The sequence below is a fragment of the Streptomyces sp. NPDC002701 genome (genome assembly GCF_042889045.1).
Classification (GTDB): Bacteria; Actinomycetota; Actinomycetes; order Streptomycetales; family Streptomycetaceae; genus Streptomyces.
This window is the reverse complement of sequence record NZ_JBIAQL010000001.1, coordinates 787,631-811,913: the sequence shown is the minus strand read 5'-3', so window position 1 is coordinate 811,913 and position 24,283 is coordinate 787,631. Positions and strand designations below refer to the sequence as shown.

Below are 24,283 nucleotides of genomic sequence, written 5' to 3'. Positions count from 1 at the left end.
CACCGCCGCGGTGTCCCGTGGCTGCTCACCGTCGGTCTGACCGTCCTCCTCCTGCTGCTCACCCTCGCCTCCGCCGGGCTCGGCGCGTACGAGATCCCGCCCGGTGACGTCCTCTCCTCCGTCGCGGACCGCGCCGGCCTGGGCGACGGCGAACTGGCCCGCGTCCCCGAGTCCGTGCTGTGGAACGTGCGCTTCCCGCGGATCGTGCTCGCGCTGCTCGTCGGTGCCTCGCTGGGCTGCGCGGGCGCGCTGATGCAGGGCGTGTTCGGCAACCCGCTGGCCGAACCGGGCGTCATCGGCGTCTCGTCGGGCGCGGCGGTCGGCGCGGTCGCCGCGATCTCGCTCGGCCTGGGCTTCCTCGGCACCTGGACGGTCCCCGCGTTCGCCTTCGTCTCGGGCCTCGGCACGGCGCTGCTCGTGTACGCGATGTCCCGCTCGGGCGGCCGGACGGAGGTCGTGACGCTGATCCTGACCGGGATCGCCGTGAACGCCTTCGCGGGCGCGCTGATCGGCCTGTTCATCTTCCTGGCCGACACCGCGGCGGTGAACCAGATCACCTTCTGGCAGCTCGGCTCGCTCTCCCAGGCGACCTGGCCGAAGGTGCTGGCGGTGCTGCCGTGCGCGGCGGCCGGTCTCGCCGTCGCGCCCCTCTACGCACGCAAACTGGACCTGCTGGCCCTGGGCGAGCGTCCGGCCCGGCACCTGGGCGTGGACGTCGAGCGGCTCCGGATCGTGCTGGTCCTGGTCGTCGCGCTGCTCACCGCGGCGGCCGTGAGCGTCTCCGGGGTCATCGGCTTCGTGGGGCTCGTCGTCCCGCACCTGCTGCGCATGGCGGCGGGACCCGGCCACCGCTTCCTCCTTCCCGGCAGCGCGCTGGGCGGTGCGGTGGTACTGCTCGCGGGGGATCTCGCGGCGCGTACCGTCGCCGAGCCCGCCGAACTGCCGCTCGGTGTGCTGACCGCCCTGTTCGGCAGCCCGTTCTTCTTCTGGCTGCTGCGCAGGACCCGTCGCAGGCAAGGAGGCTGGGCATGAGGAAGGGCACGGGGTGGCTCCGCGGGGGGACCAGGCCGCCGGGGCCGGTGGCCGCCGGCGACGTACTCGCCGAGGCTGCCGCCCTGCGGGTCCGGCTCGGCGCCCGCGAGGTGCTGTCCGGTGTGGACGTCGTGGCCCGCGCGGGCGAGGTGCTGGCGCTGGTCGGTCCCAACGGGGCGGGCAAGTCCACCCTGTTGGGCGCGCTGGCCGCCGATCTCCCGGCCGCCTCGGGTGTCGTACGGGTCCACGGCCGCCCGGTGTCCGGCTGGTCGGCGCACGAACTGGCCCTGCGCCGGGCGGTGCTCCCCCAGTCCGCCTCGCTCTCCTTCCCGTTCCGGGTGGAGGAGGTCGTACGGATGGGGCGGGCGCCGTGGGCCGGCAGGCCCGAGGAGGACGAGGACGACGCCGCGGTGGCCGCGGCCATGGCGGCGACGGAGGTCACCGCTTTCGCGGCCCGGCCCTTCTCCGCGCTGAGCGGCGGCGAGCGGGCGAGGGTCGCGCTGGCCCGGGTGCTCGCCCAGCGTGCCCGGTTGCTGCTGCTCGACGAGCCGACGGCCGCGCTGGACCTCAGACACCAGGAGCTGGTGCTGCGCGTCTGCCGGGACAGGGCGCGGGCGGGGGACGCGGTGGTGGTGGTCCTGCACGACCTGGGTCTGGCTGCCGCCTACGCGCACCGGGCCGTGGTCCTGTGCGCCGGCCGCGCGGTCGCCGACGGGGCGCCCGCGGAGGTCTTCACCGGCCCGCTGCTCTCGGACGTCTACGGACAGCCGGTGGAGGTGTTCCCGCACCCGCGCACGGCCGCCGTCATGGTGGCGCCGGTGCGGGAGCCCTGACCGGCCGGCCGGGGTACGGCCGGATCGCCGACCCGCCGTCCGCGCGCCGCCGGGTCCCGGTAGGGTTCGCCTCCGGGAACCGGGACGGGGAAGGTGAAGGGACTCGATGAGCAGGGATCGCGGCCCTCGTAGGCTTCGCAGGCTCGGCCGGAGCGCGCTGACGGCGGCCTCGGTGACCGTGCTGTCGGTGACGGCGAGCGGGTGCGTGGTCGTGCACGGGGAGCGGGAGATCCTCCCCGGGGCCACGAAGGCCGAGGCCGCGCGCGCCCTGGCCGACTTCACCGCCGCCTACAACGAGGCGAACGGCGCCAACGACCCTTCCCTGGACGCGGACCGGGTCACGGGCGCCCTCGGTGACATCGACGGGGCGAAGCTGCGGGCCGGCGCCGAGAACCAGCCGGGCGGCAACCCGAAGTACGTGCCCCTGAAGCTGACCGACACCGAGTTCACGATTCCCGAGAAGGCGGGCTGGCCGCGCTGGTTCGTCGCCGCCTCGAAGGCCAACAAGGGGCGCGGCGAGGACCGTTGGCTGCTGGTGTTCACCCGGAGCGACGCGAACGAGGTGTGGCAGGTGTCGTACCTGACGATCGCCTCCGCCGAGGAGATACCCGAGTTCGCGAAGGACGAGGACGGTTTCGCCCAGCCGGTCACGGCGGACGCGGCGGACCTGGCGGTCGCTCCCGGGAAGCTCCCGCAGAGTTACGCGACCTATCTGAAGGACGGCGGCAGCACCTTCGCCGCCGGTGTCCACACCACCAAGTGGCGCTCCGACCGGGCGAAGAACGCGGCCCGCCCCGGCCTCGCCCAGCAGTACATCGACGAGCCGGTGACCTCCGGCGACTACGCCCCGGTGGGGCTGCGCACCGCGGACGGCGGCGCCCTCGTCTTCTTCACCACCCGCCACTACCAGAAGCAGACGGCGGCCCCGGGCGTCCCCATCAACGTCACCAACGCCGACGTGAAGGCCCTGATGACGGGCGACCCGAAGCAGTCCCTGACCCTGGAGTCGATCTCCAACCAGGCAGTCCTGACCCCCCCGAAGTCCGCCACGAACCAACAGGTGACGTTCCTCAGCAGAATCCAGGGCCTGACATCCGCCAAGGGCGAATAACCCACCCCCTCTTCAGGGGCGCGGGGAACGGCGCAGTCTTTCGTCTTTAGGGGACGCAGGGAATTGCGCAGTCTTTCGTCTTGAGAGGCGCGGGGAACGGCGCAATCTTTCGTCTTGAGGGGCGCGGGGAACGGCGCAGTCTTTTGCCTTTAAGGGGCGCGGGGAACTGCGCGACCAGCCACAACGCACCCGCACCCGCACCCGAACAAGAAGCCCCCGACGGGAGTCACCCCCGCAAAGGCCAGGCAGCAGCCTGCTCCCGCTCTCCCCCCGCATACCGCGCGCACTCATCCGTCAGCACCTCAAGCAAGGACAACGGATCAGGCAACGCGTACTCGGGCCCCCGCACCCACTCCACCACCAGCTCCCCCGGCAACCGCGCCGGCGGCACCAGCACATACGACCCCCGGCAGTGCCACCGCAGCCCCGGATGCTCATCCATCGTCTCGGGATGACAGTCCAGCTCGCACGGCCACCACTCGTCCTCGTCCTCGGGCGTACCGCGCGTGGCGGTGAAGAAGAGCATCCGGTCGTTGCCGGAGAGGGCGACGGGCCCGACCTCGACACCCGACGCGAGCAACCGGTCCAGCGCCTCCTGCCCCGCCTCGACGGGCACGTCCAGCACGTCGTGCACCATGCCGGTCGCGGTGATGAAGTTGGCCAGCGGCTGGTGCCGGGCCCACCGCTCGATCTGCGCCGGGTCGGTCGTGGACTGCGTCTGCCACGCGAAGGACACGGGGTGGCGCGCCGGGGTCGGACACCCGACGCGGTCACAGGAGCACCGGTAGGCGGAGGGATGGGCGGCGGGCGCGAGCGGCAGCCCGGCTCCCGCGGCGGCGAGCAGGAGTTCCTCACGGTCCGCGGACTCGTCCGCGGCGTCCGGTCGTGGGCGCCGGCCGCGCAGCCACTGGGAGATCCTGCCCTGCCCGCCGGAGCGGCGGCCCATCTCTGCGCTCATAGATCCCCTCGCCTGGCTATCGTGCGGACAGCATGCCTCATGGTCCCACCATCCTGCGCTCCGGGGGACCGGAGCCCACATCCGGGGTAGGTGGGGCGATGCCCGCCCGGGGCGACGATCGAGTGCCATGGCCCGCTTTGTCATGATGTGCCCACTCACGGCGTCGGCTGCGACCGCGTGCTCTCGCGGGGGGCGATCCCGTACAGGGCGTACTCGACGAGCTTGTTCGCGTAGGCGTGGTCGAGGGTTCCGGTGCCCTGGAGCCAGCGCTGGGCGAGCGGCGAGACGAAGAGGTCGCGCGCGATGTAGGGGTCCACCTCGGTACGCACCTGGCCCGCGTCCTGGGCCGCGCGCAGACGCTGTGCGTACAGCTCCAGCGGGGGCATGAGCAGCGTGGCCACGAACTCCTTCGCGAAGGCGGGGTTGCCCACGCCCTCGGCGGCGAGCGCGCGGGCCGGGGCCTCGTAGCGCGGGTCGTTGAGCTCGTCGACGGTGGCGCGCAGCACCGCCTTGAGGTCGGCCTCCACGTCGCCGGTGTCGGGGATGCCGTCGCCGTCGGTCCACTCCCCGTTCCCGGCGGCCTCCGCCGTCTGGGCGCCCAGGTCGACCCATGCCTCCATGAGGACCTCGGCCTTCGACGACCACCACCGGTAGATCGTCTGCTTGCCGACGCCGGCGCGGGCCGCGATGCCCTCGATGGTGGTCTTGGGGTAGCCGATCTCGCTGACGAGGGCGAGGGCGGCGTCGTAGATGGCGCGACGGGACTTCTCGTTGCGGCGGGCGGGGTCGGGGGACATGCGACGAACCTACCAGCACAAACAAGACGCGCCGTCTCGCCAACGGGGGTTTTCTCGCCCCCGCCGCCCCTACCCATTCCCGTCCCTTCTGGGGGCTGCGCCCCCAGACCCCCGCGATCGCGCTGCGCGCTCGTCCTCAGACGCCGGACGGGCTGAAAATCAGCTACCCCGGCGGCCACCCCTCCCCCCACCCCACATCCCGGGCCCCCTTGTAAAGGGGCCCCTGCCGCTTCGTCACGGTCGCGCGAGCGATCCGCTCGTCGGCCTCGCAGAGGTCCAGCAGGACCTGCCCCTTACGAATCTGCGGCCGCCGCACGACCCGCGCCGGGACCGGAGCCACCGGAAAGCGCGTCGCGGCGACATAGCTGAACTTCTCGTCCTCGTAGGCCAGCGATCCCCCCTTGACCTGCCGGTGCAGGGACGACCGGCTGACCCGGGCCGAGAAGTGGCACCAGTCCGAACCCGGGACGATGGGGCAGGCGGCACTGTGCGGACAGGGCGCCGCGACGTGGAACCCGGCGCCGACGAGCCGGTCACGCGCGTCGATCACCCGGGCGTACCCGTCCGGTGTGCCGGGCTCGATGATCACGACGGCCCGCGCGGCGGCCGCGGCGGCGTCGACGACGGCGCCGCGCGCGGCCTCGGTCAGTTCACCGAGCACGTACGACACCGTGACGAGGTCGGCGCTCTCGATCGTGAGCGCCGCTCCGATCCGGGAGCGCTGCCAGGCGACGGACCGCAGCAACGGATTGCTCGCCGCCAGTTCGCGGCCCAGCGCGAGCGCCGGATCAGCCCAGTCGAGCACCGTCACCGGACGCTCCGCGGGCCACGTGGCGTTCACCGCCCAGGTCGCCGCGCCCGTCCCCCCGCCCACGTCGACGTGGCTGCCGGGCACCCACTCGGGCACGACGTCCGCGAAGGCGTCCAGCGCGGCCCGTACCGCCTCGAAGGTCGCGGGCATCCGGTACGCGGCGTACGCGGCCACGTCCGCGCGGTCGCGCAGGATCGGGGCGTCGGTCGGGGTGGTGCCCCGGTAGTTCGCGATCAGCCGGTCGACGGCCTGCGCGGCCACCTTCGGCGGCAGTCCGTCGAGCAGTCCCGCGAGGGCCGCGCGCAGGGTCTCGGCCGGGGAGCCGGCGGAGGCGGAGGAGACGGGGGCGTTCACGAGGGGAGTCTACGAGGCCCGGACCGGCCGCGGCGCACCCCGCACGCGGCCCCTCCCCACCCTCAGGCTCCCCGTACCGCCCTGGCCAGCCGTGTGGCCGCCGCCGCGCGGGGCCCGTGGTCCGGCGGCCGGCGGCGCGGGTGGACGGTGTTCGCCAGCAGCACCAGGAACGTGTCCGTCGACGGGTCCAGCACCAGCGACGTACCCGTGAAGCCCGTGTGGCCCGCGGCCCCGTGACCGGCGAGAGTGCCCATGAACCACGGCTGGTCCAGGGCGAAGCCGAGCCCGGGCGGCGTCAGGAGCAGTTCGACGTAGTCGGGGCCGAGGATGCGGGCGGTGCCGTACGAGCCGCCCGCCAGCAGGGTGCGGCAGAAGACCGCGAGGTCGCCGGCCGTCGAGAAGAGGCCGGCGTGGCCCGCGACCCCGCCGAGCGCCCACGCGTTCTCGTCGTGGACCACGCCCCGCAGCATCCCGCGGTCCGCCTTGGCCCAGGGCCGTCGCTGGTCCTCCGTCGCGGCGGCGCCGGGGCAGGGCCCGAAGCCGGTGGCGGCCATGCCGAGCGGCCGGGTGATCCCGTCCCTGACGAGGGCGTCCAGCGGGCGGCGGGTGATCCGTTCCAGGACCTGCTGGAGGAGGAGCATGTTGAGGTCCGAGTAGCCGTACGCGCCGCCCGGCGCCGTCACCGGCTTCTCGGCGCGCAGCAGGGCGAGCCGCGCCCTGTCGTCCGGGCAGTCGTACAGCGGGAGTTCGGGCGGCAGTCCGGAGGTGTGGGTGAGCAGGTGCCGCACGGTGATGCCGTACTCGGCGGCCGCGGTGAAGCCCGGCAGGTACGCCCCCACGCGCGCGTCGATGCCCAGTGTGCCGCGCTCCAGCTGCTGCACGGCCGCGACGCTCGTGAAGAGCTTCGTGAGGGAGGCCAGGTCGAAGGGGGTGCGTACGGTGGCCGGCACCCGTTCGCGGCACGGCAGTTCCAGGCCGGCGTCCGTCTCCTCGTCGTAGCCGCGGTAGCGCACCGCCCAGCCCGCCGCCTCCTCGACGGCGATCACGGGGCCGCGCCCGGCGAGCAGCACGGCGCCCGCGGCCCAGGGTCGGTCTCCGTCGGTGAGCCCGCGGAACTCCCGTACGAGCCGGTCGAGTTCCCCGGGGTCGAGGCCGGCACGCTCCGGTGTGCCGGGGCGCAGTCTCGGTGCGCTCAGCTCCCCGCTCCCTTCACGTCCGCCGGTACGACCGTCCGTACCTCCGGCTGCCCGTCCGGCTGTTTCCGCCAGGGACGGCACAGTGCCATGAAGCAGCCGACGGCCACCAGTGAACACGCGAGCTGGACGACGGCCATCGGGACGGCCGTGTGCTCCCCCGCGATGCCCACCAGCGGCGTGGCGATCGCGCCGACCAGGAAGGACGACGTGCCGAGCAGGGCGGAGGCGGAGCCCGCGGAGTGCCGGGTGCGCATGAGGGCGAGCGCGTTGGTGTTGGGCATGCACAGGCTCATCGCCGACATGAGGACGAAGAGCCCGACGGCGATCGGGACGAGTCCCACCTCGCCGAACGCCCCGGCGGACATCAGGAGCAGCGCGGCCGACGCGAGGGTGATGACCGCGAGTCCGACCGCGAGCACCTTGTCGAGGCTGACCCGGCCGACGAGGATCTTGCCGTTGATCTGGCCGACGATCACGAGGCCGACGGAGTTGACGCCGAAGACGATGCTGTACGTCTGCGGGGAGGCGCCGTAGATCTCCTGGACGACGAACGGCGAGGCGGAGATGTACGCGAAGAGCGCCGCGAAGGCGAAGCCGCCGGTGAGCATGTAGCCGGTGAAAATGCGGTCGGCGAGCAGGCCGCGCATGGTGCGGAGGGCTTCGAGGGTGCCGCCGTCGTGCCGTCGTCCGGGCGGGAGCGTCTCGGGCAGCAGCCGCCAGACGACGGCGGTCAGCACGATCCCGATGACCGTCAGGACGAAGAAGACGCCCCTCCAGTCGGTGACCCGCAGTACCTGTCCGCCGAGGAGCGGCGCGAGGATCGGCGCGACCCCGGAGATCAGCATGAGCGTGGAGAAGAACCGCGCCATGGCCACGCCGTCGTACAGGTCGCGCACGACGGCCCGGGCGATGACGATCCCGGCGGCGCCGGCGAGGCCCTGCAGCAGCCGGAAGGCGACGAGGAGTTCGACGGTCGGCGCGATCGCACAGACGGCGGTGGCGAGGATGTAGACGAGCAGCCCGGCGATCAGCGGGCGCCGTCGGCCCCATTTGTCGCTCATCGGGCCGACGACCAGCTGTCCGAGCGCCATGCCGGCGAGGCACGCGGTGAGCGTCAGCTGCACGGTGGCCGCGGACGCGTGCAGGGCGTCGGTGACCTCCGGGAGCGCCGGGAGGTACATGTCCATGGACAGCGGCGGTACGGCGGTGAGGCCGCCGAGGATGAGGGTGACCAGCAACCCGACGGAGCGGCGGGCGCCCGGCGGCGGTACCGGCGCCGCGGCGGCGGCGATCGCGCTCTTCTCGCTCACCGCCGCGCCCGGTATGTGTGTCCCCGTGCCGTCCTGGTTCCGCCGGCTCCGCGTGGTGCGGCCCCGCTCGGGCATGTGCCCCTCCCTGTCCGTGTGATCCGCCACCTATGCTCTCAGCTCGTACGGGTGATCTCGTACAGGTGGTCGAAGCCGTCGAGGGCGTCGAGAGCACGGAACGAGGGGTCGGGCATGGCTGAGGAACGCGTGCGGTGGGGTGTGCTGGCGACCGGTGGGATCGCTGCGGCGTTCACCGCGGATCTGGTCGATCTGCCGGATGCCGAGGTGGTGGCGGTGGCGTCGCGCACCGAGGCGTCGGCGAAGGGGTTCGCGGAGCGGTTCGGGATCCCGCGGGCGTACGGCGACTGGGAGTCCCTCGCGGCGGACGAGGACGTGGACGTCGTCTACGTGGCGACTCCGCACTCGGCGCACCGGGCGGCGGCCGGGCTCTGTCTGGAGGCGGGGCGCAACGTGCTGTGCGAGAAGGCGTTCACGCTGAACGCGCGCGAGGCCGAGGAACTGGTCGGCCTCGCGAAGGAGCGCGGGAGCTTCCTGATGGAGGCCATGTGGATGTACTGCAACCCGCTGACGCGGCAGCTCAAGGCGCTGGTCGACGACGGGGCGATAGGCGAGGTGCGCACGGTGCAGGCCGACTTCGGCCTCTCGGGGCCGTTCCCTCCCACCCACCGGCTGCGCGACCCCGCGCAGGGCGGCGGCGCGTTGCTGGACCTGGGCGTCTATCCGGTGTCGTTCGCGAATCTGCTGCTGGGTGAGCCCTCCGACGTGCTGGCCCGAGCGGTGCTCTCCGAGGAGGGAGTCGATCTCCAGACGGGCATGGTGCTCTCGTACGAGAGCGGCGCTCTCGCTTCGTTGCACTGCTCTCTGGTGGGCGGCACGTCGGCCTCCGCCTCGGTCACCGGCTCCGAGGGCCGTATCGACATCCCGTCCGGCTTCTTCCACTCCGACCGCTTCGTGCTGCACCGCGACGGCCGCGACCCGGAGGAGTACACGGCGAGCGCGGCCGACGGCACCCTCGCCGGCCTCAAGCACGAGGCCGTCGAGGTGATGCGCTGCCTGCGAGCCGGCGAGACGGAATCCCCCCTGGTCCCCCTGGACGGCACCCTGGCCATCATGCGCACCCTCGACACGGTACGAGCCCAGGTAGGCGTCACCTACCCCCAGGAAACAGCCTGACCCAGAGGCTTTCAGGGGCGCGGGGAACGGCGCAATCCTTCGCCTTCAAGGGGCGCGGGGAACTGCGCAATCTTTCGCTTTTAAGGGGCGCGGGGAACTGCGCGACCAGCCACGACGGCGCCGCACCCGACAACACCCCCACGCCCCGCACCCGCGCCCCACCACACCGCGGCCGGGCGGAGCCCTACGCCGGCTTCAGCCCCTGATCCCCCACCTCCGTGACGAACGACGCCGCGGTGGTGATCGCCGCCCCGGGCGTGGTCACCGCCGCCACCGTCTTGAAGTCGGCCCGCGCCACCTCCCGCCCGAGCCGCACCGTCGTGTAACCCCGCCGCCCGTTGTAGAACTTCAGATGCGGATTGGCCTGCATGTACGTGTCCCAGTTGGCGGGCCGCTCCACCCCGTCCCGCCCACTGGTGACGGACGTCGTCACGATCTCCGTACCGAGCGTCCGGGACCCCGGCTCGTCGAAGTTGTCCTTGATGTCGAAGGCGTACGCGACATGGACGTCCCCGGTGAGCACCATCAGGTTGTCGACGCCGGCGGACTTCGCCCCGGCGAGGACCCTCCCCCGCGAGGCCCGGTAGCCGTCCCACGCGTCCATGGACACCCTGGAGGCCGCGGCCAGGTCGAACTTCCGCTGGGAGAAGATGACCTGCTGCGGGACGACGTTCCACAGCGCCCGCGAGGCACGCCAGCCGTCGATCAGCCACCGCTCCTGCCGCGCCCCGGTGATGGTGCGCGACGGGTCGTCCGACTCGGGGCCCGGGATGTCCGACCCGTCGCCGTACGCCTGGTCCGAGCGGTACTGCCGGGTGTCGAGGATGTCGAACTGGGCCAGCCGGCCCCAGTTCAGACGGCGGTACAGCTGCATGTCGGCGCCTTCGGGGCGCTGCGGACGGCGCAGCGGCAGGTTCTCCCAGTAGGCGCGGTACCCGGCGGCGCGCCGCAGCAGGAACTCCTCCGGCGGTACGTCGTTCTCGGGGATGTCGTCCGCGTAGTTGTTCTCCACCTCGTGGTCGTCCCAGGTGACCACGAACGGGTGGGCGGCGTGCGCGGCCCGCAGGTCGGGGTCGGTCTTGTAGAGGGCGTACCGCAGCCGGTAGTCCTCCAGCGTGACGGTCTCCCGGTTGAACAGGTCGGGCAGCACGCGGTCCGTGTAGTTGCGGGCGCCGCCGACGGAGTTGACCGCGTACTCGTAGAGGTAGTCACCGACGTGGAAGACCACGTCGACGTCGTCCTCGGCGAGATGGCCGTACGCGGTGAAGTACCCCTCGTGGTACGCCTGGCAGGAGACCGCGGCCAGTCTCAGCTCGTCGACACGCGCGCGGGACGACGGCGCGGTACGCGTACGGCCGGTCTCGCTGACCCAGCTCCCGGCGCGGAAGCGGTAGTAGAAGACCCGGTCGGAGTCGAGGTGTCCGACCTCGACGTGCACGGAGTGGTGGAACTCGGGGTGGGCGATGGCCGCCCCGCGTCTGACGACGTGCTTGAACCGTTCGTCGCGGGCCAGTTCCCAGCGCACCGTGACGCGTTCCGGCGGCAGACCGGAGTCCGCCTGGTAAGGGGTGGGTGCGAGCCGGGTCCACAGCAGCACGGAGGTGGCCTGCGGATCGCCGGAGGCGACACCGAGGGTGAACGGATTCTCGGTGATCTTCGCCGCGTCGAGCTCGGCCGCGGCCGCCACGCCCGCGGTCGGCAGGTTGGTGGCGAACGCGAGGGCGGCGGCCGCACCCGTGACGGTGAGGAAGCGGCGGCGTCCGAGGTGACGGGCGGCGGCGCGGAGTTCGGGGGCGTGCTGCGACGGTTGCTGGTGGCCTGCGGGTGTCATCTGGCCTTCCCCTGACTGTTGTTGTGCAAGGCATTGGAGTGGCCAGGGTCAACGGTGGGCTGTCGGGTACACAACAGTCAGATGTCGGACGGATGAGTTCCATATGGCGGACCCCAGGACCCTCTCCCGTACGCTGCGGGGCCATGGACGCCAATCGAACGAGAATCGCGGTCGTGACAGGGGCGGGTTCGGGTATCGGCCGCGCCGTGGCGGTGGAACTGGTGCGCACCGGCTGGACGGTGGCGCTCGCCGGCCGCCGTACGGATCGGCTGGAGGAGACGGCGTCGCTCGCGCAGGCGGCGCTCGCCGGGGAACCCGCCGTGGACACCGGGGGCCCGGGCGGGGATGCCGAGCCGCCGGACGGGGAAAACGGCACGTCGACGTGCGTGCGCACCGACGTGTCGCGGCCCGAGGACGTGGCCGCGCTCTTCGCCGCCGTGCGGGACCGCTTCGGGCGGCTGGACCTGCTCTTCAACAACGCCGGCACGTTCGGACCCGGGGGCGTGCCGTTCGAGGAACTGCCGTACGACGCCTGGCGGCACGTGGTCGGCACCAACCTCGACGGGGCGTTCCTGTGTGCGCAGGCGGCCTACCGGCAGATGAAGGAGCAGGACCCGCAGGGCGGAAGGATCATCAACAATGGCTCGATCTCGGCGCACACGCCCCGCCCGCACTCGGCCGCGTACACGGCGACCAAGCACGCGTTGACCGGCCTCACGAAGTCGCTGTCGCTGGACGGACGCCCGTACCGGATCGCCTGCGGGCAGATCGACATCGGCAACGCGGCCACGGACATGACGGAGCGGATGCGGACGGGGGCGCTGCAGGCGAACGGGGAGATGGCACCCGAGCCGGTGATGGACGTCGCGGATGTCGCACGGACCGTGCGGCACATGGCGGAGCTGCCGCTGGAGGCGAACGTGCAGTTCGCGACCGTTCTCGCCAGCGCGATGCCTTACGTGGGGCGGGGCTAGCCCTCCCCCGCCGGGGGGGAGGGTGCGGGCCGGCGGGGCCCCTCGCGGGGTTCCGCGCGTCCACCTGAACGAAAAGCGAACGGACCGCCCCGTTCCCCACGCCCCCGAAAGGGCCTATGCTCGTCTCTCCTCCACCAGAACTTCACACTTGGAACACTGGTCTTCCGAACCACATCCAGGGGGGAGGCGGCAGCCGTTCCGGACGCGCGGGGTCGGGGGGATCCCGCACGGGACGCGGGGTGACGACCCCGCGCACGGAACGGCTGCCCCGCACTTTCAGCTCCCGTACCCCGCGGGGCCGGGCCACCACCCGAACGGCGGCGCGGGCGAGGCCCCGGGCCGCCGTTCGGTGCGACGGTGGGCAGGCGTGTACGCGCCAGCAGGGACCGTACGCGCGTGGACCTGCGAGGAGTGACGGGAACCGTGACCTCTTTCGACCGACGCGATCTGGGACTGCTGCTGCTCCGCCTCGGCACGGGCGGAGTGCTGGCGGCACACGGGGCGCAGAAGCTCTTCGGCTGGTTCGGCGGCGGCGGGCTCTCCGGGACCGGCGAGTTCATGGAGTCCGTGGGGTACGCGCCCGGCCGGGCGAGCGCGGCCGCGGCGGGCCTGGCGGAGACGGGCGGCGGCACGCTCCTCGCGCTGGGCCTCGCGACCCCGGCGGCCGGAGCCGCGGCGGCCGGGGCGATGGCGGGAGCCTCCGCGGTGCACGCGCCGAACGGCTTCTTCGCCCAGGGCGGCGGTTACGAGCACGCGGCGTCCCTGGGCCTCACGGCGGCGGGCCTGGCCGTCACGGGCCCCGGCCGGATCTCCCTCGACCACGCACTGGGACACACGGCCGACCGGAACTGGATGGTGCCGCTCGCCCTCGCGGGGACGGCCGCGGCGACCCTGGCGGTACTGGGAGCACGGTACGCACGGGTGCGGCGCCAACAGGAGGGCGCGCAGCAGCAGTTGTCCGACGAGGAGGGCGTGACCCCCGCCATGTGACCGCCCGGCACCGGACCGCGGCCGGTACGCGGACCGACCCACGGGTACGCAAGCCGACCCAGCGGTACGCGGGCCGGCCCGCCCGGCACGCGAGCCGACCAGCCCGGTGCGCGAGTCGGCCCGTCGTCGCTCATGGCACCCTGAGCGCCATGAGCGACGACGATCTCTGGGAGTCCATCGGGCAGCTCCAGGACTGGCTGGCGCGGTCCCAGCCGGCCCGCCCTCCGCAGGAGACCCTGCTGCTGCGGATGCTGAAGCTCTCGGAGGAGGTCGGCGAGGTCGCCGAGGCGGTCATCGGCGCCACCGGCCAGAACCCCCGCAAGGGCACGTCACACACCTGGGACGACGTCCGGTCGGAGCTCTGTGACGTGATCATCACGGCCGCGGTCGCTCTGCGGACGCTCTCACCGGACGCCCGCGAGGTCTTCACCGCCCACCTGGCGCGCGTGACGGACCGCTCGCTGGGCCCGGACCGGCTCCCCTAGCCGACAGCCCGACGGCCGTTGACCGTTGGCCGACAGTCGACCGCCGGCCATCGGCCACTACGCGGTCGTGCGCGTGAACCGGAGTGTCGCCGTGACGGTCGTCAGGCCGCGGAGCATGCCCAACTGGTTCCAGCCCATGCCGAACCGCTCCCGGTCCACGGTGAACTCCGTGGTGAGCGTGATCGCGTCGGCGCTCGACTCGGTGACCGTGGCGGTGGCGGACTGCGGGCGGCCGACACCGAGGACGGTCAGCTCGCCGTCGACCTCGACGGTGTCCCCCTGGCGCAGCACGGCGTCACGGACGGCGAAGACGAGGGACGGGTGCCGCTCGGCGTCGAAGAAGTCGGCGCCGCGCAGGTGCGCGTCCCGCTTGGCGTTCTTGGTGTCGAGGGACGCGGCGTCCAGGGTGATCGTGCCGCGGGCGGTGCCGTCCGGCTGGACCTCTCCGTCACCGGTGACGCCGGTGAAGGTGCCCTTCACGGTGACCAGGCCCCACATCGTCTTGTGCGCGATGGCGACGGTGGAGCGGACGGTGTCGAGCTGCCACAGGCCGGTTTTCACAGCGACGGTCATGGGACTTCTCCTGATGGGTACGGACGACCGGATCAATAATCCAAATTTGGATGACCACACGCTAGCGGGTCCTCCAAAAATGGACAACCGGTAGACTGGCCCATCATGGCCGTCCCCTCCGCCTCCCCCGGCTCCTCGTCCGCCGACTCCTCATCCGCCGGCTCTCCGTCCCCCGCCGACCCGTCGGCCGAGCGGTCCACCGACGGGCCCACCGGCGGGCCCGCACCCGAGCCGCCGGCCGATAAAGGCGCGCCCGCGGAAGAGGCGTCCGTGGACGGCCTGCTCCCGCCCGAACTCCGGTCCTGGATGCGGCTGTTGGCCGCGGCCGGGGCGATCGAGCAGCAGCTGCGGTCCCGGGTCAAGGACGCGATGGGGGTGTCGCACGACGAGTTCCTCGTGCTGTGCCTGCTGGCCGACCAGCCCGGCTCCAGCCTGCGGATGAGCCGGATCGCGGAGTTGCTGGGCCGCCCGAAGACGCGGCTGACCTACCAGGTCGCCTGTCTGCAGCACGCGGGGCTGATCACGAAGAACTCGGCGTGCGGGGACCGGCGCGGCATCGAGGTGGCGCTCACGGACAAGGCCCGCCGACTGCTGAGCGAGTCCACCGGCCCGCTGGCCGACGCCGTCTCGCAGGCCATCGCGCGGACGGCCTGCGCCCAGCGGTACACCCAGCTGCACGACCTGCTGCCCACCACGCCGGCATCCGGCGCACCGAACGGCCACGCACCGCATGCCGACGCGCCGGATCAGGCCCCTGACCGGCGGACCTGAGCGTCCACCGCGCGCCCGCACCGACCGTTCCGCCGGCCCTTGTACGGCCGGCCCCGCTAATACGGCCGGACCGCCGGTACCGGCGGCTCAACCGCTCGTGCAGGCGGTGCCGTTGAGGGAGAAGGAGCCGGGCGCCGCGCTGTTCCCCGTATGGCTCGCCTGATAGCCGATGTTCACGCTCGCGCCGGCCGCGATCGTGCCGTTGTACGCGGCGTTCGTGGCGGTCACCGGGCCGCTCGCCGGGGCGTACGTGGCGCCCCAGCCGCTGGTGATGCCCTGCCCGGACGGCAGGGTGAAGCCGAGCTTCCAGCCCTCGACACGCGTGCCGCCGGTGTTGGTGATCGTCACGGAGCCGGTGAGTCCCGTACTCCACGCACTGGTCGTGGCGGTCACCTTGCAGGCGCCCGGCTGGGGCTGGGGCGCGGGGCCGGAGCCGTCCAGGCCGAAGAAGGTGAGGACCCGGGCCGCCATGCCACCCGCGTACAGGTTGTGGCCGACCCCCTGGAGGCTGATCGCCTCGACGGGAGCCCGGTCACCGGTGGCGCCGTAACGGGTACGGGTCCAGCCGGTCTGCGGCGAGTCCGTGACGGCCGGGGTCCGGCCGACCCCCAGCACGTCGGTCCACTGGTCGATCTCCTCCCCGAAGTTGGGGTAGCGCAGCACGTCGTCCTCGGTGCCGTGCCACACCTGCATGCGCGGCCGCGGCCCGGAGTAACCGGGGTAGGCGTTGCGCACCAGGGCGCCCCACTCCTGCGGGGTGCGGAGCACGGTTCCGCCGCTGCACGCGCTGTTCCACTCGGAGCCGTCGGTGGTGGCGAAGCAGCCGAACGGCACGCCCGCGAACGCGGCGCCCGCCGCGAACACGTCCGGGTAGTCGCCCAGCAGGACGTTCGTCATCATCGCGCCGGAGGAGATGCCGGTGGCGAAGATCCGGGCGGTGTCGGCGGAGTAGGTCCGCGTCACCCAGTCGACCATCGACTTGATGCCGACGGGGTCGCTGCCGCCGCCCCGGGTCAGCGCCTGGGGCGAGGAGACGTCGAAGCACTTGCTGGCGCGGGTGACGGACGGATAGACGACGATGAACCCGTAGCGGTCGGCCAGCGACGCGAATTCCGTGCCGGAGTGCATCGCGGGCCCTGAGCCCGTGCAGTAGTGGACGGCCACCACGACCGCGGGGTTCGCGGTGACGCTGTCCGGTACGTAGAGGTACATCTGGAGGTTGCTGGGGTTGCTGCCGAAGCCGGTGATCTCGGTGAGCGCGGCGGTCGGCACCTTCCGCGCCGCCGCGGCCGGCTCGCGGGCGACGGCCCCGGGTGCGCCGAGGAGCGCCGTCGCGAGGAGCGACGCCAGCACTCCGAAGAGCACGGCGAGCCCTGTACGCGAACGTCTCCGAGCGGCGCTTCTGCCGGTAACGGGCATGTCCGTCCCTTCCCTCTCGTGGCTGGGGTGGCTGGGGTGGCTGTGGGATGGCGCGAGGGGGCGACACCGGGCGTGCGGACATGGCGTGGGCATGACCATGCTGTCGCCGCCCTGCCATGGAAGCGCTCCCACGGGGACGGGGTGGAGACCGAAACCGGCCAGCGGGGACGAATGCTTTCGATGGACGTGCGCCTACCTCCCGTGCACGACACCCCTTGCACGGTGCACACCCGGCACATTAAGTTACTGGCAAGTAGCTGATGGGTGAGGAGTCACCATGCCGATGCTCGAACGCCAGGACGACGTCTTCGTGCTCGACCTCGGAGACGGCGAGAACCGTTTCCACCCCGACTGGCTCGCCTCCGTCGACGCCGCGCTGGACGAGGTCGAGAAGGCGGAGGGGCCGCGCGCCCTGGTGACCGCCGCCACCGGCAAGTTCTACTCCAACGGCCTGGACCTGGACTGGCTCTTCGCCCACGCCGACCGGCACGAGGACTACGTCGCCGGCGTGCACGGGCTGTTCGCGCGGACACTGTCCCTGCCCGTGGTCACCGTGGCAGCGCTGCAGGGCCACACCTTCGCGGCCGGGGCGATGTTCTCGCTGGCCCACGACTTCCGGGTGATGCGGGCCGACCGCGGTTACTGGTGCCTGCCCGAGGCCGACATCAACATCCCCTTCACCCCGGGCATGTCCGCGCTGATCCAGTCCCGGGTGACCCCGCGCACCGCGCACGAGGCGATGGTCACCGCCCGCCGCTACGGAGGCGACGACGCCCTGGCCGCCGGGCTCGTCGACCACGCGGTGCCGGAGGACGCCGTACGCGCGAAGGCGATCGAACTGGCCCGGGCGCAGGCGGCCAAGGCCGGACCGACCCTCGGCACGATCAAGTCCCGTATGTACGCGCCCGTCCTGGACCTCCTACGCGACAGGGCCGCCCCGCTCGGCTGACCCCGGCCGCGCGGCGCCTCGAATGTGGCGCCTCAGGTGTGGCACCTCAGGCGCGGCACCTCAGACGGCGGACCAGCCGTTGTCCACCGGGAGGACGACCCCGTTGATGTTGCTCGCGGCGTCGGAGGCGAGGAAGACGATGCGGCCGCCTGCTCGTCGGCGGTCGCCGTGCGCCCGACGTTGCCCCGGCAGGCCATGAGGACGGACGGCCCGTGCGCGCCGGCGTCCACGTCGAACTGGATGTTCGTCACGGTGCCGCCGGGGGGCGATGGCGTTCGTCCGTACTCCCTGGTCCCGATACATGACGGCGAGGGACCTGGCGAGGCCGACGACGCCGTGCTTGGAGACCGTGTACGCGGTACCGGCGGCGCTGCCCCGCAGGGACGCCTCGGAGGCGGTGCCTCAACGTACGTGCGCGGCGGGCAGAACGCAGTCCCCAAGCGGGGACCGAGCCGCCCCCTACCCGCGCGGCGTTTGCACCCACGCCCGACACTTCACTCCGCAAGTTCTTCGAAACATTCGAAGAATGAGCCTCTTCGCCCGATCCTCCATAAGCGATCATCACTGTCGAGTCCGCATCGACATCCGCATATTGCGCCCCTGACCAGGTAAAATCACACCCCAGGGCACTCCTCCCTCCGCGAATGTTTCGCCATCCTGGGCGAAACTATTGACGCTTGACGGGTGCAGGTCAACACTGTTCGACCGAACCCGGAAACCCCCCGCTCGTGGAAGACGGAGGAAACCCGCACATGAAACTCACCCCCGCACAGCCGAGCCGCAGGCAGGCATGCGCCATGCTGCTGGGCGCCGGAACCGCGCTGGCACTGCCCGGCACGGCCCACGCCGACACGATCGTCACCACGAACCAGACCGGCACCAACAACGGCTACTACTACTCGTTCTGGACGGACGCCCAGGGCACGGTCTCCATGAACCTGGGCTCGGGCGGCACCTACGGCACGACCTGGCGGAACACCGGGAACTTCGTCGCCGGCAAGGGCTGGAGCAACGGCAGCCGCAGGACCGTGCGCTACTCGGGCTCCTTCAACCCGTCCGGCAACGCCTACCTGTGCCTCTACGGGTGGACGTCCAACCCGCTGGTCGAGTACTACGTCGTCGACAACTGGGGCACCTGGCGGCCCACGGGAACGTACAAGGGTTCCGTCACGAGCGACGGCGGCACGTACGACATCTACCAGACGACCCGGTACAACGCCCCGTCCGTCGAGGGCACGAGGACCTTCAACCAGTACTGGAGCGTGCGGCAGTCGAAGAGGACCGGCGGCAGCATCACCACCGGCAACCACTTCGACGCCTGGGGGCGCGCGGGCATGCCCCTGGGCGACTTCAGGTACTACATGATCCTGGCGACGGAGGGCTACCAGAGCAGCGGCAACTCCAGCATCACGGTGTCGGCATGACCGCCACGGCCCGAACGCGTCATGCGGTACGCCGCCTGCCGCGTGCCGTGCCGACGACGCTCGCCGCGGTCGCGCTGACGGCCGCGAGCACCCTCACCGTCAACGCCGTCGGCACCGCTCCGGCGCAGGCGGCGGCCGCCTGCAACGGATACGTCGGCCTCACGTTCGACGACGGCCCGTCCGCCGGCACACCGGCCCTGCTCAGCGCGCTGACGCGGAACGGGCTGCGGGCCACGATGTTCAACCAGGGGCAGTACGCCGCCGCCAACCCGTCCCGGGTGCAGGCACAGGTCAACGCCGGTATGTGGGTCGGCAACCACAGCTACACCCACCCGCATCTGACCCAGCTGGGCCAGTCGCAGATCGACTCGGAGATCTCGCGGACGCAACAGGCGATCGCGGCAGCGGGCGGCGGTACGCCGAAACTGTTCCGCCCGCCGTACGGCGAGACCAACTCGACGGTGCGCGCGGTCGAGGCCAGGTACGGCCTGACCGAGATCATCTGGGACGTGGACTCGCAGGACTGGAACGGCGCGAGCGCGGACGCCATCGCGCAGGCCGCCGGGCGGCTCGGCAACGGCCAGATCATCCTCATGCACGACTGGTCCGCCAACTCGCTCGCCGCGATCCCCCGCATAGCCCAGGGCCTGACCGCCCGGGGCCTGTGCGCCGGAAAGATCTCCCCACAGACGGGGCGAGCGGTGGCCCCCTGACCCACCGAAGCCATGTCGGCGCCGATGCCACGTCGGCGCCGGCGTCGGCGTCGCGGGAGCGCCCATACGGCCTATCCGGTCGGAGGAGTTCCCGGGGTGACGCGGAGCGCCGTCGTTCCGGCGGCGGGCGCTTCGCAACCGGTCGCTCCGGACCCGGCGGGCGTCAACCGGACCTGGGAGGCCCGGAGTTTGAGCGGCTCGCGGGTCGTCCGGTCCCACAGGACCGCGGTTCCGCCGGCCACGCCGAAGGAGAGGTAGGGGCGTTCGGGCGAAAGGCGAGGCCCCTCGCCGGACAGTCGGGCGAGCGGGACCGCGGGCTCGACGCACGTCCACTGCGGTTGGATACCGAAGTAGGACGGCGGTTCGCCTCCGCGTTCGGCGGCCCGGGTCGTCCTGTCCACCGCCGTCCGCGCCGAATCGAGGGCCTGCAGAGTGACCGCACCGAGCATCACCAGGAACAGGCAGGCGTTCAGGGCACCGTTCAGGCGCTCGCCGGGCGCCGCGTAGAAATGGTGCCGGTGCCGGGCGATCCCCCACCAGGCGGGGACGACCAGCACGGGACTGAGCAGTGCGAGCAGTTTCACGGCGGCCAGCACCTTCCACACCGCCGGCACCTCGATGTCGTTCGGCGAGAGGGACAGACCGTCCGCGTACAGGGCGTGGAGCACGGATCCCGCGGCCAGGAACGAGGACAGGGCCAGGGTCACCACCAGGGGGACCGCCCAGGCGATCCACTCGCCCCAGCTCCACTGCCTTACGAGGAGCCACAGACCCGCCGCCACACCGGACACGAGCGCTGTCATGAGTATCTGACGTCGTGTCCAGCCGCGTCCGTCGCTGTCGAGGAGGCCGAGACCGGAGGCGGCGAAGAACGCCATGAGCAGCAGGACGGCCACGACACCGAACCACCTGCCTTCCCGTGCCAGCCGCGTTCCCACCCGTATGCCCCCCACCGCGCCGAGACAGGCCACCGCGGCCCAGAACCACCAGGCGAAACCGGACCGGCCGTCGGCGAAGACCAGCGCCACGGCCGTCAGCAGGGACCACGACACCGCGTGGAACAGACGGCGTTCGGTCTCCTCCTCCGGCCAGTGCTTCACCGTGCCGCGCCAGCGGCCGTCGAGGGGCCGGACCCCCGCGCCGGCGACAGCGGAAGTGTGCGTCCGGGCCAGTCGAAGGGCCTGCCTCGGCTGTCCTGTCACGACGCCGCCCACGTCGTGGCGTCCGCAGCGCAGGGCCAGACGGGACCACGTACGACGCCAGGAGTGTGGTGGACGGGCCCGACGCCGCGCACTGTCGACGACGCGCCACTGCGAGAACATCTCGCGGTCGCGCCGGACGGGCTCGGCGAAGCGCACGTACGCTTCGAGCCTGGCGCCCCGCATGACCTTGCGTACCCGGGTCGACGCACCCCGGTCGCATGCCTTGAGGGCGCCGAACAGACGGACCTCGATCTCGTACACGCGGGCTTCGGGGTCAGGATCCAGCCCCGCCCCGTGGGGCGGCTCCCCACTCGCGGAGAAACCACGGACCGGCCAGCCGTGCTCGTCGAAACGCCGCTGAGCGTCCTCCCAGTCGTCGGGCCCACCACGGACCTCGACAAGAGCCCGCACCCTCTGGTCGTAACGCACCGACGCCATGCGCCCCGACTCCTCTGCACAACTCGCTCCCGGTCCGGCGGGAGCGTACGCCGGGGATCCGACCGCCGGTCCTTTTCCGGCCAATGCTCATGCCACCTGAAGGAGCGGGTCGGCGCGGGACTCACGAAAACCTGCGCACGCGGCTGAGGTCGGCTCTCGCTCAGCCCCGCTCGTCGCGTTCCTCCTCGCGCCCACGCCGACGGCGCGCTCGCTCGGCAATCCCGTCGGCCAGCCTGCCCTTTGCCGCGCCGGCCCGGTCGAGGGTCTCATTGCCGAGGCTTCGGGCGGCACCGACGACCTGGGCGGACTCCCGGGTCAGCTTCACCCAGCAGGCCGACTCGGCGGCGATGTCCGAACCAGCCTGGGCGACCAGCGCCCCGGTACCGGCGACGGATGTGAGCCGTCGCAGTCCGCGATCCTTCGACGACAGTCCCTCCGAGACGAGGAAGCGTTCGACATCCGCCTCGCTCCCGATGACCGCCAATCCGTCACCATCGCTGATCAGCTGAATCCCGTTGTCCATCCGGCTGATTCTTCCCCAGTGTCCGGCTGGGCACGTCCGATGCGCAGACTCCCCCGAACGCGCGTCTCGGGCCGACCGGAGTCAGCGAGAGCCGAAGTGGCGGCAGACGAGTCGGGCTGTACGCCGGGTTCTGTCGCCCGGCTGCCTCGCGGCGGCCGGGGAGACGGCCATCCATCTAGGGCCGGCGTTGCCGCCGGCCTCGTGCGGTCTACCCGTGGACTCGGGCGGGCAGCCCTCGGACGTCCACGCAGAAGCGCCTTCACTCCTGAAAGCGTTTCCTTTTGACCTTGCTCCGGGTGGGGTTTACCTAGCCGCCTGAGTCACCTCAGGCGCTGGTGGTCTCTTACACCACCGTTTCACCCTTACCCGGCACCGAAGCGCCGGGCGGTTTGTTTTCTGTGGCACTGTCCCGCGGGTCACCCCGGGTGGCCGTTAGCCACCACCCTGCCCTGTGGAGCCCGGACGTTCCTCGGGAAGCGCCCCCGAAGGGGACTCCACGCGGCCGTCCGCCCGGCTCGTCTGCCGTGCCGACCATGCTACCGGGCGTTCGCCCCGCTCCCGTCCCCGTCCCGTCGCCAGGAGGGAGCCCAGGAGGATCAGGGCGAACGCCGCCACCGTGCCCGCGGTCAGCCGCTCGTCCAGGAACAGGACGCCCGCCGTCACCGCCACCGCCGGGTTGACGTACGTGAAGACCACCGCCCGGGTCGGTCCCACCTCCCTGATCAGCTCCAGGAAGGCGACGAAGGCCAGGGCCGTGCAGATCACGCCCAGGCCGGCGAGGGAGGCCAGGACCGAGGGGGAAGGCATGGTGGACGGGCCGGTCAGCGCCGCCGCCGGGGCGTACACCAGTGCCGACAGGAGCAGACAGGGCGCTATCAGCTGCAGGGTCGGCACCTGCCTGAGGTGGCGGGCCATGATCAGCGGGGCTGTCGCATAGCCCACCACCGTCACCAGCATCTCCGTCAGGGAGCGGGCGTTCCCGCCGGTCAGGTGCGGGATCGTCAGGACCGCCACACCTCCCAGGCCGAGCCCCAGACCGACCGTGCGGCGTACGCCCAGGCGTTCCGTGTCGCCGAAGAAGCGGGCCAGGACCACGCCGACGATCGGTACGCCCGCGATGAGCAGGCCCGCCGTCGAGCTGGAGAGGTGGCGTTCCGCGTCGGTCAGGGTCCACCAGGGGCCGATGATCTCGATGCAGGCGAAGGCCAGCATGGGGCGCCAGTGCGTCCGTACCACTCCCGGCAGGCCGCCCTGGCGGACGGCGAAGGGCAGGAGCAGCGCCGCGCCCAGCGCACAGCGTGTGAACACCACCATGGACGCCGACATCCCGCCGTCCACCGCCACTTTGATCATCAGGTAGGGAATGCCCCAGAGCACGCCCATGAGGGAGAAGAGAAACCAGCCGCGTGCAGTCATGCGCGCAGTCTCGGCCGGGTCAGCGGCGGGCGTCTTGAACGCTGTTGCGGTACGCCGCCGGGGTCACCCCCAGCACCCGCCGGAACCAGCGCGTCAGGTGTGCCTGGTCCGCGAAGCCCACGAGCGCGGCGGCCTCGGCGGGGCGGTGTCCCGACTCCAGCAGGCAGCGGGCCCGGTTCACCCGGTACTGGGCGAGCCAGGCGTACGGCGGTATCCCCATGCTCGTACGGAAGGCGCGCAGGAGCTGGTAGCGGGACAGCCCCAGGTCGGCGGCGAGGGCGGCGAGGGACGGTGGGGCCAGGAGTTCGTCGGCCAGGCGGTCCCGTACCGCCCGGGCCACGCGCCCGGCGCCCGGGACCGTGTCGCGCACGGGGCGGGCCGAGGAGTGGCGGCGGGCCAGCGCGGTGAGCAGCCAGGGCACGCGGGACTCGGTCTCCAGGGGGTCGGGGCAGACGCTCAGCTCGGTGTGCGCGCGGCGCAGGGCGGTGGCCAGTTCGGGGTCGTCGAGGAGCGGTTCGCGGAAGTCGGGCACGCTCAGGGTGCCCTCGGTGAGCAGGGACACCTCGGCGTACAGGGCGCGGTAGGCGTAGCCGTCGGTGGCGGCCGGGCCGCCGGTGTGCATCTCGCCGGGGCCCAGGACGACGATCGAGCCGGGGCGCGGGCAGATGCGGCCGCCGCGGTAGTCGATGATCTCGGCGCCCGCGACGCACACGCCGATGGTGAACTCGTCGTGCGCGTGGGGCGCGTACCGGTGCCGGTCGAAGCGGGCCGTCAGGAGGTCCAGCGGCCGGCCCGAGCCGCCCAGGGTCGCCCTCGTCCAGACGGCCTGCTCACGCCCGGCGGTACGTTCCCCCGCCGTACGTTCCCCCGCGCCCTCACCCGCTGCCCCCATGGCCGCAACCCCCTCGGATACTCGGATCTTGCGCGGTGCAACGCCCGCGGGACCCGTTTCCATGCCCCGCTTCCATGCCCCGCGCTTGAC

At 72.2% G+C, this 24,283-nt stretch carries 22 protein-coding genes, 1 other RNA gene and 2 pseudogenes; 11 read left to right on the top strand and 14 right to left on the bottom strand.

The annotated features are described in order from the left end of the window. Nucleotides 1-21 precede the first annotated feature (21 nt). The 3 genes from ACFYXC_RS03470 (at nt 22) to ACFYXC_RS03460 (ending at nt 2,976) form a co-directional block, all read left to right on the top strand. The gene (locus ACFYXC_RS03470; RefSeq protein WP_389546772.1) at nt 22-1,032 is read left to right on the top strand and encodes a FecCD family ABC transporter permease; all 1,011 of its coding nucleotides are present in this window, start codon (nt 22-24) and stop codon (nt 1,030-1,032) included. After that, nucleotides 1,029-1,865, top strand: coding sequence for a heme ABC transporter ATP-binding protein (locus ACFYXC_RS03465; protein ID WP_389546335.1), 837 nt, complete (start codon nt 1,029-1,031; stop codon nt 1,863-1,865). Before ACFYXC_RS03470 ends, ACFYXC_RS03465 begins: the two co-directional genes overlap by 4 nt. 106 nt (nt 1,866-1,971) lie before the next feature. Next, nucleotides 1,972-2,976, top strand: coding sequence for a hypothetical protein (locus ACFYXC_RS03460; RefSeq protein ID WP_389546331.1), 1,005 nt, complete (start codon nt 1,972-1,974; stop codon nt 2,974-2,976). Between the two features lie 226 nt (nt 2,977-3,202). Here ACFYXC_RS03460 and ACFYXC_RS03455 read toward each other — a convergent pair whose 3' ends face one another. The 5 genes from ACFYXC_RS03455 to ACFYXC_RS03435 all read right to left on the bottom strand — a co-directional run bounded on the left by ACFYXC_RS03455 (nt 3,203) and on the right by ACFYXC_RS03435 (nt 8,477). Next, on the bottom strand, nt 3,203-3,934 hold the full coding sequence (locus tag ACFYXC_RS03455; protein WP_388924598.1) for a bifunctional DNA primase/polymerase: 732 nt from the start codon (nt 3,932-3,934) through the stop codon (nt 3,203-3,205). Between the two features lie 155 nt (nt 3,935-4,089). Then, on the bottom strand, nt 4,090-4,731 hold the full coding sequence (locus ACFYXC_RS03450; protein WP_388924595.1) for a TetR/AcrR family transcriptional regulator: 642 nt from the start codon (nt 4,729-4,731) through the stop codon (nt 4,090-4,092). A gap of 163 nt (nt 4,732-4,894) precedes the next feature. Next, the gene (locus ACFYXC_RS03445) at nt 4,895-5,896 is read right to left on the bottom strand and encodes a small ribosomal subunit Rsm22 family protein (RefSeq protein ID WP_388924592.1); all 1,002 of its coding nucleotides are present in this window, start codon (nt 5,894-5,896) and stop codon (nt 4,895-4,897) included. A gap of 62 nt (nt 5,897-5,958) precedes the next feature. After that, nucleotides 5,959-7,164 carry a serine hydrolase domain-containing protein gene (locus ACFYXC_RS03440; RefSeq protein WP_389546769.1) on the bottom strand — a complete coding sequence of 402 codons (1,206 nt, stop codon included), beginning with the start codon at nt 7,162-7,164 and terminating at the stop codon, nt 5,959-5,961. Further along, nucleotides 7,089-8,477, bottom strand: a complete 1,389-nt coding sequence (locus tag ACFYXC_RS03435) for a multidrug effflux MFS transporter (protein ID WP_389546326.1) — start codon at nt 8,475-8,477, stop codon at nt 7,089-7,091. The genes ACFYXC_RS03440 and ACFYXC_RS03435 overlap by 76 nt, the downstream gene beginning before the upstream one ends. Nucleotides 8,478-8,591: 114 nt before the next feature. Between ACFYXC_RS03435 and ACFYXC_RS03430 the strand changes: the two genes are divergently transcribed. Next, nucleotides 8,592-9,593: a Gfo/Idh/MocA family protein gene (locus tag ACFYXC_RS03430; protein ID WP_389546323.1), complete on the top strand. Its 1,002-nt coding sequence runs from the start codon at nt 8,592-8,594 to the stop codon at nt 9,591-9,593. Between the two features lie 184 nt (nt 9,594-9,777). On the opposite strand, the gene ACFYXC_RS03425 is transcribed toward ACFYXC_RS03430, so the two are convergent. Further along, complete coding sequence (locus tag ACFYXC_RS03425; RefSeq protein ID WP_389546320.1) at nt 9,778-11,424, bottom strand: alkaline phosphatase D family protein; 1,647 nt, start codon at nt 11,422-11,424, stop codon at nt 9,778-9,780. A gap of 143 nt (nt 11,425-11,567) precedes the next feature. On the opposite strand from ACFYXC_RS03425, the gene ACFYXC_RS03420 reads away from it, so the two are divergent. The 3 genes from ACFYXC_RS03420 to ACFYXC_RS03410 all read left to right on the top strand — a co-directional run bounded on the left by ACFYXC_RS03420 (nt 11,568) and on the right by ACFYXC_RS03410 (nt 13,873). Next, on the top strand, nt 11,568-12,398 hold the full coding sequence (locus tag ACFYXC_RS03420; protein ID WP_389546317.1) for an SDR family oxidoreductase: 831 nt from the start codon (nt 11,568-11,570) through the stop codon (nt 12,396-12,398). 423 nt (nt 12,399-12,821) lie between these two features. Next, nucleotides 12,822-13,388, top strand: a complete 567-nt coding sequence (locus tag ACFYXC_RS03415) for a DoxX family protein (RefSeq protein ID WP_389546315.1) — start codon at nt 12,822-12,824, stop codon at nt 13,386-13,388. A gap of 149 nt (nt 13,389-13,537) precedes the next feature. Further along, nucleotides 13,538-13,873, top strand: coding sequence for a MazG-like family protein (locus ACFYXC_RS03410; RefSeq protein ID WP_389546312.1), 336 nt, complete (start codon nt 13,538-13,540; stop codon nt 13,871-13,873). Between the two features lie 57 nt (nt 13,874-13,930). Here the strand turns inward: ACFYXC_RS03410 and ACFYXC_RS03405 are convergent, their stop codons facing one another. Beyond that, a complete protein-coding gene (locus ACFYXC_RS03405; protein WP_389546310.1) occupies nt 13,931-14,446 on the bottom strand; it encodes a YceI family protein in 516 nt (171 codons plus the stop codon). A 306-nt stretch (nt 14,447-14,752) separates the two neighbouring features. Here ACFYXC_RS03405 and ACFYXC_RS03400 point away from each other — a divergent pair, with 306 nt between their 5' ends. Next, nucleotides 14,753-15,217 carry a MarR family winged helix-turn-helix transcriptional regulator gene (locus tag ACFYXC_RS03400; RefSeq protein WP_389546767.1) on the top strand — a complete coding sequence of 155 codons (465 nt, stop codon included), beginning with the start codon at nt 14,753-14,755 and terminating at the stop codon, nt 15,215-15,217. An 87-nt stretch (nt 15,218-15,304) separates the two neighbouring features. On the opposite strand, the gene ACFYXC_RS03395 is transcribed toward ACFYXC_RS03400, so the two are convergent. After that, a complete protein-coding gene (locus ACFYXC_RS03395; protein ID WP_389546308.1) occupies nt 15,305-16,636 on the bottom strand; it encodes a PHB depolymerase family esterase in 1,332 nt (443 codons plus the stop codon). A 277-nt stretch (nt 16,637-16,913) separates the two neighbouring features. On the opposite strand from ACFYXC_RS03395, the gene ACFYXC_RS03390 reads away from it, so the two are divergent. Beyond that, a complete protein-coding gene (locus tag ACFYXC_RS03390) occupies nt 16,914-17,585 on the top strand; it encodes an enoyl-CoA hydratase-related protein (protein WP_389546306.1) in 672 nt (223 codons plus the stop codon). 60 nt (nt 17,586-17,645) lie between these two features. Here ACFYXC_RS03390 and ACFYXC_RS03385 read toward each other — a convergent pair. Further along, nucleotides 17,646-17,972, bottom strand: a pseudogene (locus tag ACFYXC_RS03385) (SDR family oxidoreductase); the annotation flags it as partial. 365 nt (nt 17,973-18,337) lie between these two features. Between ACFYXC_RS03385 and ACFYXC_RS03380 the strand changes: the two are divergent. Further along, complete coding sequence (locus ACFYXC_RS03380; protein WP_389546303.1) at nt 18,338-19,009, top strand: glycoside hydrolase family 11 protein; 672 nt, start codon at nt 18,338-18,340, stop codon at nt 19,007-19,009. After that, entirely contained in the window at nt 19,006-19,722 is a 717-nt protein-coding gene (locus ACFYXC_RS03375; RefSeq protein WP_388924556.1) for a polysaccharide deacetylase family protein, read from the top strand. Before ACFYXC_RS03380 ends, ACFYXC_RS03375 begins: the two co-directional genes overlap by 4 nt. 71 nt (nt 19,723-19,793) lie before the next feature. Here the strand turns inward: ACFYXC_RS03375 and ACFYXC_RS03370 are convergent, their stop codons facing one another. From ACFYXC_RS03370 to ACFYXC_RS03350, 5 genes and pseudogenes are all read right to left on the bottom strand, one after another. Continuing rightward, on the bottom strand, nt 19,794-21,362 hold the full coding sequence (locus ACFYXC_RS03370) for a hypothetical protein (protein WP_389546300.1): 1,569 nt from the start codon (nt 21,360-21,362) through the stop codon (nt 19,794-19,796). Nucleotides 21,363-21,522: 160 nt separating this feature from the next. Further along, the gene (locus ACFYXC_RS03365) at nt 21,523-21,885 is read right to left on the bottom strand and encodes a hypothetical protein (RefSeq protein WP_389546297.1); all 363 of its coding nucleotides are present in this window, start codon (nt 21,883-21,885) and stop codon (nt 21,523-21,525) included. A 103-nt stretch (nt 21,886-21,988) separates the two neighbouring features. Then, an RNA gene (rnpB, locus tag ACFYXC_RS03360) (RNase P RNA component class A) lies at nt 21,989-22,403 on the bottom strand. Nucleotides 22,404-22,518: 115 nt separating this feature from the next. Further along, nucleotides 22,519-23,238 (bottom strand): annotated as a pseudogene (locus ACFYXC_RS03355) (DMT family transporter); the annotation flags it as partial. Between the two features lie 82 nt (nt 23,239-23,320). Next, nucleotides 23,321-24,193: an AraC family transcriptional regulator gene (locus ACFYXC_RS03350; protein WP_389546294.1), complete on the bottom strand. Its 873-nt coding sequence runs from the start codon at nt 24,191-24,193 to the stop codon at nt 23,321-23,323. Nucleotides 24,194-24,283 lie beyond the last annotated feature (90 nt).

What these genes read in the sequence shown, in the direction of transcription:
- ACFYXC_RS03465 (WP_389546335.1), top strand. Translation starts at nt 1,029, where the DNA reads ATGAGGAAGGGCACGGGGTGGCTCCGCGGGGGGACCAGGCCGCCGGGG.
- ACFYXC_RS03460 (WP_389546331.1), top strand. Translation starts at nt 1,972, where the DNA reads ATGAGCAGGGATCGCGGCCCTCGTAGGCTTCGCAGGCTCGGCCGGAGC.
- ACFYXC_RS03455 (WP_388924598.1), bottom strand. Translation starts at nt 3,934, where the DNA reads ATGAGCGCAGAGATGGGCCGCCGCTCCGGCGGGCAGGGCAGGATCTCC.
- ACFYXC_RS03450 (WP_388924595.1), bottom strand. Translation starts at nt 4,731, where the DNA reads ATGTCCCCCGACCCCGCCCGCCGCAACGAGAAGTCCCGTCGCGCCATC.
- ACFYXC_RS03435 (WP_389546326.1), bottom strand. Translation starts at nt 8,477, where the DNA reads ATGCCCGAGCGGGGCCGCACCACGCGGAGCCGGCGGAACCAGGACGGC.
- ACFYXC_RS03430 (WP_389546323.1), top strand. Translation starts at nt 8,592, where the DNA reads ATGGCTGAGGAACGCGTGCGGTGGGGTGTGCTGGCGACCGGTGGGATC.
- ACFYXC_RS03425 (WP_389546320.1), bottom strand. Translation starts at nt 11,424, where the DNA reads ATGACACCCGCAGGCCACCAGCAACCGTCGCAGCACGCCCCCGAACTC.
- ACFYXC_RS03420 (WP_389546317.1), top strand. Translation starts at nt 11,568, where the DNA reads ATGGACGCCAATCGAACGAGAATCGCGGTCGTGACAGGGGCGGGTTCG.
- ACFYXC_RS03410 (WP_389546312.1), top strand. Translation starts at nt 13,538, where the DNA reads ATGAGCGACGACGATCTCTGGGAGTCCATCGGGCAGCTCCAGGACTGG.
- ACFYXC_RS03405 (WP_389546310.1), bottom strand. Translation starts at nt 14,446, where the DNA reads ATGACCGTCGCTGTGAAAACCGGCCTGTGGCAGCTCGACACCGTCCGC.
- ACFYXC_RS03400 (WP_389546767.1), top strand. Translation starts at nt 14,753, where the DNA reads ATGCGGCTGTTGGCCGCGGCCGGGGCGATCGAGCAGCAGCTGCGGTCC.
- ACFYXC_RS03395 (WP_389546308.1), bottom strand. Translation starts at nt 16,636, where the DNA reads ATGCCCGTTACCGGCAGAAGCGCCGCTCGGAGACGTTCGCGTACAGGG.
- ACFYXC_RS03390 (WP_389546306.1), top strand. Translation starts at nt 16,914, where the DNA reads ATGCCGATGCTCGAACGCCAGGACGACGTCTTCGTGCTCGACCTCGGA.
- ACFYXC_RS03380 (WP_389546303.1), top strand. Translation starts at nt 18,338, where the DNA reads ATGAAACTCACCCCCGCACAGCCGAGCCGCAGGCAGGCATGCGCCATG.
- ACFYXC_RS03375 (WP_388924556.1), top strand. Translation starts at nt 19,006, where the DNA reads ATGACCGCCACGGCCCGAACGCGTCATGCGGTACGCCGCCTGCCGCGT.
- ACFYXC_RS03370 (WP_389546300.1), bottom strand. Translation starts at nt 21,362, where the DNA reads ATGGCGTCGGTGCGTTACGACCAGAGGGTGCGGGCTCTTGTCGAGGTC.
- ACFYXC_RS03365 (WP_389546297.1), bottom strand. Translation starts at nt 21,885, where the DNA reads ATGGACAACGGGATTCAGCTGATCAGCGATGGTGACGGATTGGCGGTC.
- ACFYXC_RS03350 (WP_389546294.1), bottom strand. Translation starts at nt 24,193, where the DNA reads ATGGGGGCAGCGGGTGAGGGCGCGGGGGAACGTACGGCGGGGGAACGT.